The organism is Halomonas huangheensis, assembly GCF_001431725.1.
In the GTDB taxonomy this organism is placed as follows: Bacteria; Pseudomonadota; Gammaproteobacteria; order Pseudomonadales; family Halomonadaceae; genus Halomonas; species Halomonas huangheensis.
The window spans coordinates 4,002,133-4,015,276 of the sequence record NZ_CP013106.1 but is presented as its reverse complement, the minus strand read 5'-3'; the positions used below and the strand labels follow the sequence as shown (position 1 = coordinate 4,015,276).

Sequence of the window (13,144 nt, the reverse complement as noted above, 5' to 3'; positions counted from 1 at the left end):
CAATGTTTCAGCGGATCACTGCCGAGGAAAGTAATGACTATGTCCACACCCAAGCCCGTTACTACGCTCAAGACTGGCGTCGCGATTATCGGTGCAGGCCCTTCGGGGTTGCTGTTGGGACAACTACTCAGTCGTCACGGCATCGATAATGTTCTGCTCGAACGGCGCAGCGGTGAGTATGTATTGAGTCGTATCCGCGCTGGAGTGCTGGAGCAGGGAATGGTGGACCTGCTGCGTGAAGCGGGAGTGGCGGAGCGCATGGACGAACAGGGGCATGCCCATACTGGTGTCGAGTTGGCGTTCAATGGTCGGCGTGTGCGTGTCGACTTGGCGGCCCATACCGGTGGAAGCTCGGTCATGGTCTATGGACAGACGGAAGTCACTCGGGATCTTATGGAAGCTCGCCAGGCGCTGGGAGCGCCGAGTTACTACCAGAGCGAAGATGTCACGCCCCATGATCTGGAAAGCGCTGCTCCCTATGTGACCTTTCGCCATGAAGGCCAGGATTATCGCCTCGACTGTGATTACATCGCTGGTTGCGATGGCTATCACGGCATCTCGCGTCGCTCGATTCCCGAAGAGCGACTCAAGGTCTTCGAGCGCGTCTATCCGTTCGGTTGGCTGGGTCTTCTGAGCGATACACCGCCGGTATCCGATGAGCTGATCTACGCGCGCAGTGAGCGAGGCTTCGCGTTGTGCAGCATGCGTTCACCGACACGCAGTCGCTATTACCTTCAGGTTGGGTTGGAAGAGCGCGTCGAGGATTGGCCGGATGAGCGATTCTGGGATGAGCTCAAACGTCGTTTACCGCAGGATGTCGCGGATAATCTGCTGACTGGCCCATCATTGGAGAAAAGCATCGCGCCGTTGCGCAGTTTCGTTGTTGAGCCGATGCAATATGGCCGCCTGTTTCTGGTCGGTGATGCGGCGCATATCGTGCCACCTACGGGAGCCAAGGGCCTCAATCTGGCGGCGAGTGACGTCAATACCTTGTATCGGCTACTGCTCAAGGTCTATCACGAGGGGCGCTGCGATCTGATTCCACGCTATTCGGAGACTTGTCTGCGACGCGTCTGGAAAGCCGAGCGCTTTTCCTGGTGGATGACGTCTATGCTGCATCGTTTCCATGACCGCGAAGACTTCGACTCACGGATGCAACTCGCCGAGCTCGATTATCTGACCAGCTCCGAAGCGGGGCTGACGACCTTTGCCGAGAATTATGTTGGTCTGCCCTATGAGTCGCTGGAGCCTTGAACCCGGTTGTATGCCTCGCAGGCGGAACTAGGCACTGTACCGAGTCTGGCGTATGGTCATTAACCTTGTTCCAGTTATTGTCAGTAGATGGATCCCATGCAGCCTGAGCGTCTCACTCCCTTCCAGATTCTGATCCTGATTCTGTCCATCTATGTACTCGGTGCTATGGCGGTACAGGAGCTGTATGAGCTGCCGCCCGATGTCGTTGATCTGCTGCATAAGCTGGATTTCGTCGTCTGTGGCTTCTTCTTTGCCGACTTCGTGATTCGTTTCCGCGCTGCTGAGGACAAGTGGCAGTTCATGCGCTGGGGGTGGATTGATCTGCTGGCCAGCATCCCGGTGAGCTATTTCTATGCGGGGCGTCTGATTCGGGTGGTGCAGATCATTCGCATGCTGAGGGCGATCAAGTCGCTGCATATCGTCTGGGATATGCTGTTTCGCAACAAGGCCAAGGGCATTTTTGCCTCAATGGCGTCGGCCACGATCATGTTGGTGATTTTCGGCTCGGTGGTCATCCTGCTGGTCGAAGGGCCGAATCCAGAGAGCGCCATCGATACCGCGGAAGAAGCTCTGTGGTGGGCCTTTGTCACGGTCACCACGGTAGGTTATGGCGACTATTATCCGGTGACCACTCTCGGGCGCTTGGTGGCCGTTTGTTTGATGGTGGCCGGTGTTGGCCTGTTTGGTAGCTTTGCCGCCTATGTCGGTTCTCTGTTCGTGGTCGACCAGGAAGATGAAAGTGAGCGTCTGCATCGTGCCAACCGCCGCATGTTGCGTGATCTTCACCATGAAATGATCGCGCTGCGTGAGGAAGTGACTGCTCTGCGCAGCGAGTTGGCTCATCGTCATGGCAGCGCGGGCTCGGAAGATGGTGCCGAAACGCAGCAAGCCTTGCGGCCGGAGGGGTCGGGAAGAGTGCCCGGCAGTAGCGCCGACAAAGGCTAACCAGCTGCTCGAACAGGTTGAACAGATCGAGAGATACCAACGACAGCGGCCCGGGAGATCAGTCCCCGGGCCGCTGCCTTTTTACGCTGGCCTGTCATGTCCAGGCCGTGGCCTGCGACGACGCATCAACCGGTGGCTGCCAGTGCTCTGCGCCGCCGTCCCTCCACGCGTTGCTTCAGCGCTGTGCGGCGGATTTCCAGCCCGCCGCCATGGAGGCGGGCCGAACGTCCCCAGTCCTCCAGCAACTCGATGCAGGCATGGTCGATGTAGCTGAGTCGGTCCATGCAGATGTATACCTGAGTGCTGGGCTCGATCGCGGCGAGTTCCTGCGACAGTCGTGGTACACCGAGGAAGGTGGCGGCACCGCGCAGATGCAACTCGGCCTGACCGGGTTCGGTGTGCACTACCTTGATGCGCAGCTTCGAAGCACTCCACAGCAGCTTCAATAGCGTCAGCGCAAAGCCGGTCAGCACCCCGGTAAGCAGGTCGGTCATCACGATACACAGCGCAGTGGCGATATAGATCAGCATCGGGATACGCCCGAACTGCCTCAGATTACGCAGCGCCGCCGGATTGACCAGCTTGAAGCCGGTGTAGACCAGCACGCCACCGAGGCTGGCGATCGGGATGCTCTGCAGCACGCTCGGCAGCAGAGACACCAGCGCCAGTAACCACAGGCCGTGGAGAATGGCTGACGTACGGCTGACGGCTCCCGCCTGCACATTGGCCGAGCTGCGCACGATGACGCCGGTCATTGGTAATGCACCCAGCGCGCCACACAGTATGTTACCGACACCTTGCGCGGAGAGTTCACGATTGAACTGCGAACGAGGGCCCGAGTGCATGCGGTCCACGGCAGCGGCAGACAGCAGTGTTTCGGCGCTGGCGATGAAGGCCATGGCCAGTGCGGCCACCAGCAACTGCGGGTCTGCGAGAGTGCTGAGCGCCTGAGGGCTGATCCAGTCGATGGCAGTGCCCAGATTCTCCGGCAGCTCGACGCGAGTGATCGGCAATGCCAGCCACATGCTGAGTAGAGTCGCGAGGCATACGCCGATCAGTGCCCCGGGAAGGAATCTCAACGCTTTGGGACGATAGCGATCCCACAACCACATGCAGGCGATGGTACCGATGCCGATCAGGCCCGCAGCGAATGCACTGCCGCCATCATTGAAGTGGAACACCTGCATCAGCGCGCCAGGGAACGCCAGCAGGTTGTCGAGGCCGGAGGCCAGTGGTTTGGCGTCGATCATCACATGTATCTGCGATAGCACGATCAGGATGCCGATACCTGCCAGCATGCCGGATACCACTGCCGGTGCCGTGACACGAAACCAGCTACCGAGACGCAGCATGCCGGCCAGCAACTGAATCAGACCAGCCATCAGCAGTACCGGACCAAGCGCGGCCATACCGTGGGTATTGACCAGCTCGAACACCAGCACCGCCAGGCCGGCGGCTGGACCGCTGACCTGCAGCGGCGAGCCGGACAGGAAACCGACGATGAGTCCACCGATGATGCCGGTGATCAGCCCTTTTGCTGGTGGCATGCCGGAGGCGATGGCAATACCCATGCACAGGGGCAGAGCGACAAGAAAGACCACCACGGAGGCGAGTCCATCGCGCGGCAATGTGCGGAAAGCAGTCATGAGGCTCTCTCCAGAATGATTGGGTCAGAAGACAAGGAGAAACGGGATATCAGGCGCATTCGTGACGCGACTGAGGACTCGCTGCCGGCAGGCTATTGCCATCCAATGGCACGAACTGGCGCGCGCTGGCGTCATAGGTGCGAATGGTGCAGCTCTCGATGTCATAGACCCAGCCATGGATACTGAGCTGTCTGGTGGCCAGGCGTGCGGCGACGGAAGGGTGAGTGCGCAGGTGGTTGAGCTGTGCCACGACGTTCTCTTCCGTCAGTACTTTCAGGGTTTCATGGGGGCCTTGGGTTTCATGGGGGGCCTGGGTTTTATGGGGGGCCTGGGTTTTATGGGGACCACAGCTGCAGTGGCTTTCCACGACACTGCGCGCGGCATCCGTATGACGTAGCCAGGCTTTTACGGTTGGCATGCTGTCCTGGCTGGCGGGGTTGAGCACAGCCTTCATGGCACCGCAATCGGAATGGCCGCAGACGATGATGTGTTGCACTCCCAGGCCGAGTACTGCGTATTCGATGGCGCTGGACACGCCACCGTTCATCTGGCCATAGGGCGGCACCACGTTGCCGACATTGCGCGTGACGAACAGCGATCCCGGCTCACTTTGGGTGATCAGCTCCAGCACGATGCGCGAGTCGGCGCAGGTGATGAACATGATGCGCGGCTGCTGGGTGTTGGCGAGGCGCTTGAACAGCTCTCGCTGCTGCGGATAGACATCACGGCGAAAACTCTGCAATCCCTGAATCAGAGTCATCAGGGCTTCGTCAGCGCTCAAGGGCTGATTTTCGTCAGGTGTGTTCATTACATGCATCCTTGCTGAAATGGTGGTCGACAGTACGGGTCACTGTATGGCGACCAGACAGAGAACAAGCGGTCATTCCTCGACGGCCTGGTGGGTTGAATATCTGGTTGCGGTGATTTACGGCAGTACGTCGAGAACAGTATGTCGAGAACAGTACGTCGAGAATGATTTTCTCGTCAGCAATGACGAGAACTCTTGTCATCGTATTGGGATCTCCACCTTGATGATCTTCGCCAGCCGATATCTTGTGGATTCGACTATTGATGACGACAGCCTGCACGGTAGCAGAGGTTTTCTTTCTGCAACCTTACATCGTGGTTAATGTTTTATTCATGTTGAATTAATGGTTTCTGAACAGTGTTATATGATTGATGTTTAGTGTCTTTTTGTTGTTGTAAAGGTTTCTCTGTACAGAGTGTGTTGTTTTAAACGGCGTCTTGTAATGAAGGTGAAAGGGATGAGTGGGATGTCTGTGGGGGATAAGAGGGATGTCTCGGGGGGAGGAATAGAGAATAACGCTTGAAAGGCTCCTGGTAACGGGTCCTTGAATTTTTCAAGGTGCTTTTATTGTGGAATAAATGTATTCGTTTATCGAATATTCGGCAACTGGTTTCAATATGCTTGAACAAGTGAATAATCGCGGGATTACGGCAGTTCTCGGATTACAGCATTTACAGCATTCCCCGGGCGACAAGGAGGTCCGCCACGGGTTGGAAGCAATCTTCAGGGATAGGTTCGCCATTGCCGGTGCGCTTGCCGATGTTCTGCGCCAGCGTGCGGTTCTCTATCACCGGCAACCCATGACGAGCGACATTCTGCATCAAGACGGCAGATTCCTGCGGGGATGCCTTGCACACTAGCGTAGGTACCGGTGTTTCCCCTTTGACGTAGCGAATACCCACCAACCAGTCACCGGCGGCGCCGATCATGATCGATGCCTGTTGCAGGCCTGTACGGGATGAATAGGCCTGAATGTCTCGGCGCTGACGCTGGCGTTCCTTGCGAATATCCGGGTCGCCTTCCATATCCTTGCGTTCACGCTTGTGTTCGGTTCGGGTCATGCGCTGGTCGCGATGAAATAACCAGCGTTGGGTGCGGACATCCAGCAGGCCAACGATCATGAACACCACCAATGCCGTGATGACCAGTGGCTTCATCAATGTCAGAAATATGCCTTCAAGACAGCCATAGCCGCAGCGAGATGATTCCATCAATGCCTGCAACCCCAGTCGGCAGACCACAACGAAAGCGACCCCGAGCGTTACGATCTTGAGCAGCGACTTGAAGAACTCGATGATGCCGCGCACTGAGAAGATACGCTTGAACCCTTCGGCGGGATTGATGTGCTCGAGCTTGGGTTTGATCGGATCCACCGAGAACAGAAAGCCGCGCATGATGAGAACATTGGTGAGTACGGCGGCCACCACGGTAATCAGAATCAGCGGCAACACCGACCACACCAGCACTTCCAGGCCTGCGGCCATCAATCGAGGCCACAGGGTGTCGAAGGGCTGGGTATACATCTGGGTGGTAAGCGTGATCAGTCCTCGCAGACGGACTTCCATGCCATCGACACTGACCACCAGATACAGCGTACAGCCCAGCATGACGACCGCTGAGACCATGTCGTTACTCTTGTCGACCTGACCCTTGAGGCGTGCGTCCCGCAGTTTCTTCTTTGATGGTGGTAGGGTCTTTTCCTCGCTGGGCTGTTGAGCCATGCGAACCTCGTTATTCTCTGGTGGACTCGACCAGTGTCTCGAAATGCCGGTAGTAACCCGGTAGCGCGTCCAGCTCACTGAACATCTGCGGCACCAGGAACACGATGTAGATCACCAGCAGGAAAGTGAACAACAGGTTCTTGATCGGCAATGACAGAATGAACATGTTGAGATTTGGTGCCATGCGCGCGAGGTATGCCAGCATCAGATCCGCGGCCAGCATGGCGATGATCAGTGGCGCGACCATCAGAACACCGATACGCATGATCTGGTCGAGAAAGCCGAGCACTGCCAGTGCGGTGTGGGTTTCCAACGTTGGCACCATCGACTCCACCGGCCACAGCGAATAGCTGCGGTAGAAGCCCTCGAGCAACATGCTGAAGCCGCCGCTGGCAAAGAACAGTGCGACCAGCATCACCACCAGCAGGGTACTGGTCACACCGGACTCAGTGCTGCCTATGGGGTCGAGCAACTGGCCCATGGTCGAGGCTCGTTGCAGGTCGACGACTTCGCCTGCAACCTCGGCGGCCCAGAAGGGAATACCGAACACCATGCCGATCAGGACCCCGATCAACAGCTCCTTGAGCAGTAGTGCCGCCAGCGTGAAAGCGCTCATATCCAGCTCGGGCAGCATGCCGAGGACCACTGGCATCATGGGAATGGCCAATGTCATCGCCACTGCCGAGCGAATCAGGCCGGTCAACCCCAGGCGGTTGAAGGCCGGAGTGATCAGGATCATGCCCACCGCACGCGACATGCAGATCGCCAGCGAGGCCATGACCGGATACAGCTGGTCGAGGAGGACGTCGATCAGATCTTCCCAGGGCATGACTAACGTGACCAGGTGGCGAAGTTGTCCAGTATCTGATCGGTCAGTCCAGTGAGCTGACCGACCAGCAGGGGACCGGCAAAGATCAGTACCAGCATGATGGTGATGACCTTGACTGACTGCGGCAGCGACTGGTCCTGAATCTGGGTCAGAGCCTGCAATAGACCGATACCGAAGCCAATCAGAATGGCGGTCAACAATGCCGGTGCAGACAGCAGCAGCACGGTCCATAGTGCATCGGTCATCACCGACTGGAAGATATCCTCGGTCATCGCTGGCTATCCTCCATAGCTGAGAATCAGGCCGTGCATCAGTCGTGACCAGCCATCGACAGCAACGAACAGGAAGATCTTCAAGGGGACCGAGATCAACGGCGGTGCGACCATGACCATGCCCATCGCCATCAGAACGTTGGCAACGATCAGGTCAATGACAAGAAAGGGGATATAGATCAGGAAGCCGATCTCGAAGGCGCGCGCCAGCTCCGAGGTGACGAAGGCCGGAATCAGCGTGACCAGGTCGTCATCCTGTACATTGTCGCGTGCTTGCTGGGACCAGATATCCTGGGTGGCGTCGAGGAAGAAGGCGCGTTCACGCTCGTTGGCGTAGGTCGACAGGTACTCCTTGAGCGGTTCACGCAGTACCTCGCCGGTGGCCTTGATGTCCTCCATGGTCCCTACCTGGGTGTTGTGGGTTTCCAACTGGTAGACCATGTCACCGATCAACGGTGTGGTGATGTACACGGTCAACACCAGCGCAATGCCATACAGCACCAGGTTGGGCGGTGTCTGCTGCACGCCAAGGGCATTGCGGATCAGGAACAGCACCACAGCAATCTTCAGGAATGAGGTCATGGTCACCACGGCCAGCGGTAGCAGGCCGAGTGAGGCAACAACAACAATGATCCCGATGAGATTGGGTTCAAACTCACTCATCAGTGGCCAGCCTTTCAATCTGGACGCCGAGTCCATCGCCGATTTCCACCAGGCGTCCCTTGCCCATGAGCTTGCCATTGATGACCAGGTCGACAGCCTGTTCGGGGGGGCGTGATAGTGGCAGAACACTGCCCTGGTTGAGTTCCTGCAACTCCCTCAGCGAAAGCTCGAGACGGCCGAACTCGCACACGAGGTGCACCGGTAGCTGATCCAGCCGAGTATCATCCGAGCCAGAAGGGCTCGGCGGCTGGGTGGGGGTCTCGGTGTCATTGGCTGGCGCGGCCATATGAAAATCTCCTCGCATGGGGCGATAACGTTCAGAGGGACGAAGTCGGGATTGCAGTTGCAGACTGTTGTGTTGCGCCGTCACGGCGGCCACCAGGTGATCTCCCACCAGAACTGCCGAGCCGTGTTCGGGGCGATTGAGCATGACCACATCGCCAGGTTGTAGATCGCGCACCTCGGCGAGGGCCAGGTGCTGGTAGCCTCCGATCCACTGCACTGGCCATGGCACCGACGAGCAGGGTCTGGGGGCGACGGGACAGTGAAGCTCGAGGCATGGTGCCAGCAGTTCAGCGGCTGCCGGTGATAGCGATACGCACAGGTGACCGGACTGTTGGCTATCGTCGAGCATGATCGATAGTGCGATAGGGAAGTCGGTAGGAGGGGCAGCGATACCGGTCAAGTGGATGGGGACATCCAGCATCCGTTCCAGCAGCTCGAGCCACTCCAGCAGGGCGTATTCCAGCCATATCGCGCTGACATCAGTGCTACCGGTCGTCAATGCGCGTTGCAGCGCCAATGGGGCGGTGAGCATCTTGAGTGTGGTGTCGTCCAGGCGCAGCAATGCCGGAGCATCGCCCAGCACCACCCCCAATGTCAGTGCCTCCGGGCTGGAACGCTTTGGGCCGTGCAGCCGGCAGGTCAAGGGATGGTCGCCGAGTCGCAGCAGCAGCGGTGCACGCGGTCGGCTGATGCTGTTCAATACCGGTACCGTATGTGGCGACAGCACCGTCAGGTGGGGAGCCTCAAGGCGTTCCATGCTGTGGCTGGGGGCAGTGTAGGATGCTCGATCAACAGTCAACTTGCTTACGGCCATCAGCGCCCCCCTCGCGGCGGGACATCCTCGGCTTCGAGCTCGGCAAGCAGTTCGCGTCGATTCTGGTGCTTGCGATTGCGGCGTTGTTCAAGCAGCTCAAGGGCACGATGAGCGCGGACTCGACTCGCCCACTGCGTGGCGCGCTCGTCTCGGGTAGTCTGCTGTTGACGATATTGCTGATCGAGTTCCCGTTGCTGTTCGTCGAGTCGCATGCCTTCCTGCTGATGCTGAGCCATGGCCTGACGCATATCTTCGAGCTCTGGCCCCGACAGTCCGCCGTCTGAGCCAGCAGTGAACCACTGCTGCTCCTGGTCATCGAACGCACGGCGGAGGGCACTGCGTTGCTCGTTCAACATGTCGAGTTGTTCGGCACTTTGCTGACAGCGGTGACGTTGTTCCTGCAGGGCGTGTTCGGCTCGTTGTAGCCGCTGCTTGCGCAATTCCATCAGCTTCTCGAGTCGTTGCTGGTCATTCATGACAGGATCTCGTTCATGCGTTGCAGAGTGTCTGGCATGCTGCTGGTTTCTCCGCTGGTCTGGCGCAGGAAGGCTTCCAGCGCATCGTGCTTGTCCACTGCTTCATCGGTGCGGGCATCCTGGCCATGCTGGTATTCACCCACCTGCAACAGCAGTTCTACGTCCTGGTATCGGGCCAGGTGGTCGCGCATGCGCGCCGCCAGTTTGCGGTGCTCCTGATCGGCCACGGTTTCCATCAAGCGGCTGCGGCTGGCCAACACATCAATGGCAGGGAAGTGGTTGCGGCGTGCCAGGTCGGCACTCAGCATGATGTGGCCGTCGAGAATGGCGCGTGTTTCTTCGCTGACCGGATCAAGGGTGCCATCGCCCTCGGTGAGAACGGTGTACAGCGCAGTGATGCTGCCGGTCGCCCCCGGGCCTGCACGCTCGAGCAGCCGTGGCAGAGCGGCGAACAGTGACGGAGGAAACCCGCGGCGTGTTGGTGGCTCGCCCGCTGCAAGGCCAATCTCGCGTTGCGCTCGGGCGAAGCGGGTGATGCTGTCGACCAGCAGCAGTACGTCGCGTCCCTGGTCACGGAAATACTCGGCGATGCTGGTGGCCACCATCGCCGAACGCGTACGTTCGATGGCTGGCCGATCCGAGGTCGCGACCACGCAGACGGTACGCCGTCGTGCTTCTTCGCCTAGCTGAACATCCAGTAGTTCGCGAACTTCGCGACCGCGCTCGCCAACTAGCCCCAGCACGATAACGTCCGCTTCGCTGCCTCGCACAATCGCCGACAGCAATGATGACTTGCCGACACCGGGTTCGCCGAAGATGCCCAGACGCTGGCCGCGTGCCACGGTGAGCAAACCATCGATCGCGCGAATACCGAGACTCAGCGGATGCTGGATCAACTGGCGAGCCAGGGGCGCAGGGGGATCGGCATGCACCGGGTAGCTGTTCATGCTGTCCTTCATCGGCGATGGCTTGTTGTCGATAAAGGTGCCCATCGGGTCAATGACTCGACCGAGCAGTGCTTCGCCCACGGCAACATTCTGTGGTGCGCCAGTGGCGATGACCTCCGCACGTGTCGACATCCCACGCAGGTCACCAATCGGCGAAAGGATCGCATCCTCATCCTCGAAACCGATGACTTCAGCGGCGACACGACGACCGCTGAGAGGGTCGCGCAGATAACACAGTTCTCCGATGCCGGTACCCTCGACACTGGCGTGTACCAGTTGGCCGAGAATACGTCTGACCCGGCCGCGGACTGGTCGCAGCTCAGCCTGGTTGGTGCGCTGATCGAGACGGGGCAGTAGCGCGTCGAGATCGGGGAAGCGGGGGCCGGAACTCATTCGCTGCCTCCAGCGGGAGGTATCAGTGCCTCGCGCAGCGCTTGCAATTGTGCCTCGAGGCCCACATCGACCACTGCTACCGGACTCACCAGCAGGCATTGACCACTGCCGAGCTGTGCATCCCCTTCAATACGATAGGTCGGATGATCCGGTACCGGATCCGCCACGCGCAGCCGAGCCTCGACGTCCGGAACACGCTCCGGCGCAACGCGTACCGTTACCGTCATGTCATGGCGGTATTCGATCAGTGCCTGGCGCACACAACGGACGATCAACTCGGTGTCGTCGAATTGGCCGAGAATCCGCCGTACCATCTTCAGACACAGCTCGGCCATGGACGGCTCCATTCCGGCCAGGTAGCGGTCGACCTGTTGTGTGGTTCGGGTCAGGAGCTCAGTGGCCTGAGTCTCACCGGCCTGCCGCCCGGCCTCGAAGCCATCGGCGTAGGCCGCAGCTCGGGTATGGCGTGCTTCCTGTTCGGCCTCGCTGGCGCGCTGCTTTACGCGCTCCAGAAAGGCGTAGCCACTGACCCATGCGTCAGCCTCGCGAGCCTTGAGAATGACCTTGCCGGGACGCGTCGGTAACTCGTTCATGGCATGGCCTCCCGGTGATGGTTGAGCACAGCGGTCGCTGCGCAGCGCACGATGGCCACGCCCTGTTCGCGTATCTGAGGAGAAATCTCCTGACTGTCGATCATGGGATCGGCCGCTATGCCGAGACGCAACCAGGCACCCATCTCGTCGGATTGTTGGGCCAGCCAGCTGGCGACACAGGCCAGACCCTCCTGGTGCAGGGTGTTGGCGAAGGTATCGGAGAGGGCATCGTCGACGGTCTGCGGTGGGTAGGGTAGCGCCAACTGGTGATGGGCCAGTGCAGTGAGAAATGCCGCTGTACCGAAGTGTTGCTTGAGAGCCACGACGCGTGGTGCCCGTATCTCTCGGACGAAGGTAGTGGCGTGGCAGATCATCCCGCAGTAATGCACAAGTTCGCCTGCATGCTCGGGCGCAAGTTGCAGGATGACCTGGTCCTCCTCCGCCAGGGGTGGGAGGGCGGCTGGCGCGGTCAGCCCATGGCGCTGCATCAGGCGTTCGGTGAGACGTTGTTGGAAACGTGGGTGATATGCCACTGCGGCGAGGGTCGCTTCGTCATCGGCGACGCCGTCCAGTATCTCGACAATCCAGTTCATCGCGACACAGCGAACCGGTGCCGCGATGAAGTCCTGCCAGCGATCATTCTGCACATGCTCGTTCTGCAAACGGTAGTCAGGGCTCATTGTGGCCTCACGACTCATGGGGCGTCTCCAGCTCATAGGGGCTACGCCGCCGTTGATGCCACAGCAGCCAGGCCAGCAGCGCGCCGAGGCCGAGTACCAGAACCATCAACAGGCCGAAGATCCAGGCCGCTCGCGAAACACTCGACGCCGGCATGGCGATGCCGAGAAATGAGCTCAGTGTGGCTGGAGCCGAGCCATCTGCGATCTGGAGAGGTTGCGCGGCAACAGGCACCACCGAGACACTGTCGTACGCCAACCCTGCAATGCCGTTGGCCACCAATGTCTTGACCTTGGGGATCAGAGGGTTGACGTCGAGGGTCGGTGAATAGCGGATGAAGACGGATGCGGATGAAGGCGTGCTGTTCCGCTCGAGAAGATCGTTGTCGGGAAGTACCACGTGGACGCGTGCCGATAGCACGCCATCGATCTGCGATACGGTGTGCGACAACTCCTCGCTGAGCGCGTGAATCATCTGCGCACGCTCCTGCACTGGCGAAGAGACCAGGTTGTTGCTCTCGAAGACGGCGCCGAGATTGGAAAATTTCTGTTCCGGCAGCCCCAGTTGGTCGAGGAGACCGACAGCCTCGGCAAAGTGGTCTTCATCAACCGTGACACTCATCATGCCGTCTTCCTTGAGCACGCGTTCCGCGGCAATGCCGTGGCGTGCCAGGCTGGCGACCATGAGGTTGGCCTCGCGTTCGCTGAGACCGGTGTACAGCTCTGTGTCACAGGCCTGCAGCAGCAGTGCCAGGGTCATTACCAGCAGCAGCTTCAGTGTCTTCGACAGCGGCCCTTGCAGGACAGGAATGGAAGCCAAG

Annotated in this window: 14 protein-coding genes; 2 read left to right on the top strand and 12 right to left on the bottom strand. The window is 59.3% G+C overall.

Translation table 11 applies throughout. From position 1 onward, the window contains the following. Positions 1 to 39 precede the first annotated feature (39 nt). Positions 40 to 1,254 carry a 4-hydroxybenzoate 3-monooxygenase gene (pobA, locus tag AR456_RS17315; RefSeq protein WP_021818061.1) on the top strand — a complete coding sequence of 405 codons (1,215 nt, stop codon included), beginning with the start codon at positions 40 to 42 and terminating at the stop codon, positions 1,252 to 1,254. Between the two features lie 96 nt (positions 1,255 to 1,350). Continuing rightward, positions 1,351 to 2,199: an ion transporter gene (locus AR456_RS17310; protein WP_021818062.1), complete on the top strand. Its 849-nt coding sequence runs from the start codon at positions 1,351 to 1,353 to the stop codon at positions 2,197 to 2,199. A gap of 125 nt (positions 2,200 to 2,324) precedes the next feature. Here AR456_RS17310 and AR456_RS17305 read toward each other — a convergent pair whose 3' ends face one another. The 12 genes from AR456_RS17305 to sctJ all read right to left on the bottom strand — a co-directional run bounded on the left by AR456_RS17305 (position 2,325) and on the right by sctJ (position 13,143). After that, positions 2,325 to 3,845, bottom strand: a complete 1,521-nt coding sequence (locus AR456_RS17305; RefSeq protein WP_021818063.1) for a SulP family inorganic anion transporter — start codon at positions 3,843 to 3,845, stop codon at positions 2,325 to 2,327. Positions 3,846 to 3,894: 49 nt separating this feature from the next. Further along, positions 3,895 to 4,653: a carbonic anhydrase gene (locus AR456_RS17300; protein WP_021818064.1), complete on the bottom strand. Its 759-nt coding sequence runs from the start codon at positions 4,651 to 4,653 to the stop codon at positions 3,895 to 3,897. Positions 4,654 to 5,324: 671 nt separating this feature from the next. Then, the gene (locus AR456_RS17295) at positions 5,325 to 6,374 is read right to left on the bottom strand and encodes an EscU/YscU/HrcU family type III secretion system export apparatus switch protein (protein WP_021818065.1); all 1,050 of its coding nucleotides are present in this window, start codon (positions 6,372 to 6,374) and stop codon (positions 5,325 to 5,327) included. A 10-nt stretch (positions 6,375 to 6,384) separates the two neighbouring features. After that, positions 6,385 to 7,203 carry a type III secretion system export apparatus subunit SctT gene (gene sctT, locus AR456_RS17290; protein ID WP_021818066.1) on the bottom strand — a complete coding sequence of 273 codons (819 nt, stop codon included), beginning with the start codon at positions 7,201 to 7,203 and terminating at the stop codon, positions 6,385 to 6,387. Positions 7,204 to 7,205: 2 nt separating this feature from the next. Beyond that, on the bottom strand, positions 7,206 to 7,475 hold the full coding sequence (locus tag AR456_RS17285) for an EscS/YscS/HrcS family type III secretion system export apparatus protein (RefSeq protein ID WP_021818067.1): 270 nt from the start codon (positions 7,473 to 7,475) through the stop codon (positions 7,206 to 7,208). Positions 7,476 to 7,481: 6 nt separating this feature from the next. Further along, a complete protein-coding gene (gene sctR, locus AR456_RS17280) occupies positions 7,482 to 8,138 on the bottom strand; it encodes a type III secretion system export apparatus subunit SctR (RefSeq protein WP_021818068.1) in 657 nt (218 codons plus the stop codon). Beyond that, positions 8,131 to 9,237, bottom strand: coding sequence for a type III secretion system cytoplasmic ring protein SctQ (gene sctQ / locus AR456_RS17275; protein ID WP_021818069.1), 1,107 nt, complete (start codon positions 9,235 to 9,237; stop codon positions 8,131 to 8,133). The genes sctR and sctQ overlap by 8 nt, the downstream gene beginning before the upstream one ends. Further along, positions 9,237 to 9,713 (bottom strand): hypothetical protein, encoded by a 477-nt coding sequence (locus tag AR456_RS17270; RefSeq protein ID WP_021818070.1) that lies wholly within the window; start codon positions 9,711 to 9,713, stop codon positions 9,237 to 9,239. The genes sctQ and AR456_RS17270 overlap by 1 nt, the downstream gene beginning before the upstream one ends. Continuing rightward, positions 9,710 to 11,053 carry a FliI/YscN family ATPase gene (locus AR456_RS17265; protein ID WP_021818071.1) on the bottom strand — a complete coding sequence of 448 codons (1,344 nt, stop codon included), beginning with the start codon at positions 11,051 to 11,053 and terminating at the stop codon, positions 9,710 to 9,712. Before AR456_RS17265 ends, AR456_RS17270 begins: the two co-directional genes overlap by 4 nt. Further along, positions 11,050 to 11,646 (bottom strand): type III secretion system stator protein SctL, encoded by a 597-nt coding sequence (gene sctL, locus AR456_RS17260; protein ID WP_021818072.1) that lies wholly within the window; start codon positions 11,644 to 11,646, stop codon positions 11,050 to 11,052. The genes AR456_RS17265 and sctL overlap by 4 nt, the downstream gene beginning before the upstream one ends. Then, entirely contained in the window at positions 11,643 to 12,344 is a 702-nt protein-coding gene (locus AR456_RS17255) for a hypothetical protein (RefSeq protein WP_021818073.1), read from the bottom strand. The genes sctL and AR456_RS17255 overlap by 4 nt, the downstream gene beginning before the upstream one ends. After that, on the bottom strand, positions 12,334 to 13,143 hold the full coding sequence (gene sctJ / locus AR456_RS17250) for a type III secretion system inner membrane ring lipoprotein SctJ (protein ID WP_021818074.1): 810 nt from the start codon (positions 13,141 to 13,143) through the stop codon (positions 12,334 to 12,336). Before sctJ ends, AR456_RS17255 begins: the two co-directional genes overlap by 11 nt. Position 13,144: the final 1 nt, after the last annotated feature.

Excerpts from the sequence above, each read along its gene's own strand:
- AR456_RS17285 (WP_021818067.1), bottom strand. The coding sequence starts at position 7,475 with ATGACCGAGGATATCTTCCAGTCGGTGATGACCGATGCACTATGGACC.
- AR456_RS17300 (WP_021818064.1), bottom strand. The coding sequence starts at position 4,653 with ATGAACACACCTGACGAAAATCAGCCCTTGAGCGCTGACGAAGCCCTG.
- AR456_RS17255 (WP_021818073.1), bottom strand. The coding sequence starts at position 12,344 with ATGAGTCGTGAGGCCACAATGAGCCCTGACTACCGTTTGCAGAACGAG.
- AR456_RS17295 (WP_021818065.1), bottom strand. The coding sequence starts at position 6,374 with ATGGCTCAACAGCCCAGCGAGGAAAAGACCCTACCACCATCAAAGAAG.
- sctL (WP_021818072.1), bottom strand. The coding sequence starts at position 11,646 with ATGAACGAGTTACCGACGCGTCCCGGCAAGGTCATTCTCAAGGCTCGC.
- pobA (WP_021818061.1), top strand. The coding sequence starts at position 40 with ATGTCCACACCCAAGCCCGTTACTACGCTCAAGACTGGCGTCGCGATT.
- sctQ (WP_021818069.1), bottom strand. The coding sequence starts at position 9,237 with ATGGCCGTAAGCAAGTTGACTGTTGATCGAGCATCCTACACTGCCCCC.
- AR456_RS17265 (WP_021818071.1), bottom strand. The coding sequence starts at position 11,053 with ATGAGTTCCGGCCCCCGCTTCCCCGATCTCGACGCGCTACTGCCCCGT.
- AR456_RS17270 (WP_021818070.1), bottom strand. The coding sequence starts at position 9,713 with ATGAATGACCAGCAACGACTCGAGAAGCTGATGGAATTGCGCAAGCAG.
- AR456_RS17305 (WP_021818063.1), bottom strand. The coding sequence starts at position 3,845 with ATGACTGCTTTCCGCACATTGCCGCGCGATGGACTCGCCTCCGTGGTG.
- AR456_RS17310 (WP_021818062.1), top strand. The coding sequence starts at position 1,351 with ATGCAGCCTGAGCGTCTCACTCCCTTCCAGATTCTGATCCTGATTCTG.
- sctR (WP_021818068.1), bottom strand. The coding sequence starts at position 8,138 with ATGAGTGAGTTTGAACCCAATCTCATCGGGATCATTGTTGTTGTTGCC.
- sctT (WP_021818066.1), bottom strand. The coding sequence starts at position 7,203 with ATGCCCTGGGAAGATCTGATCGACGTCCTCCTCGACCAGCTGTATCCG.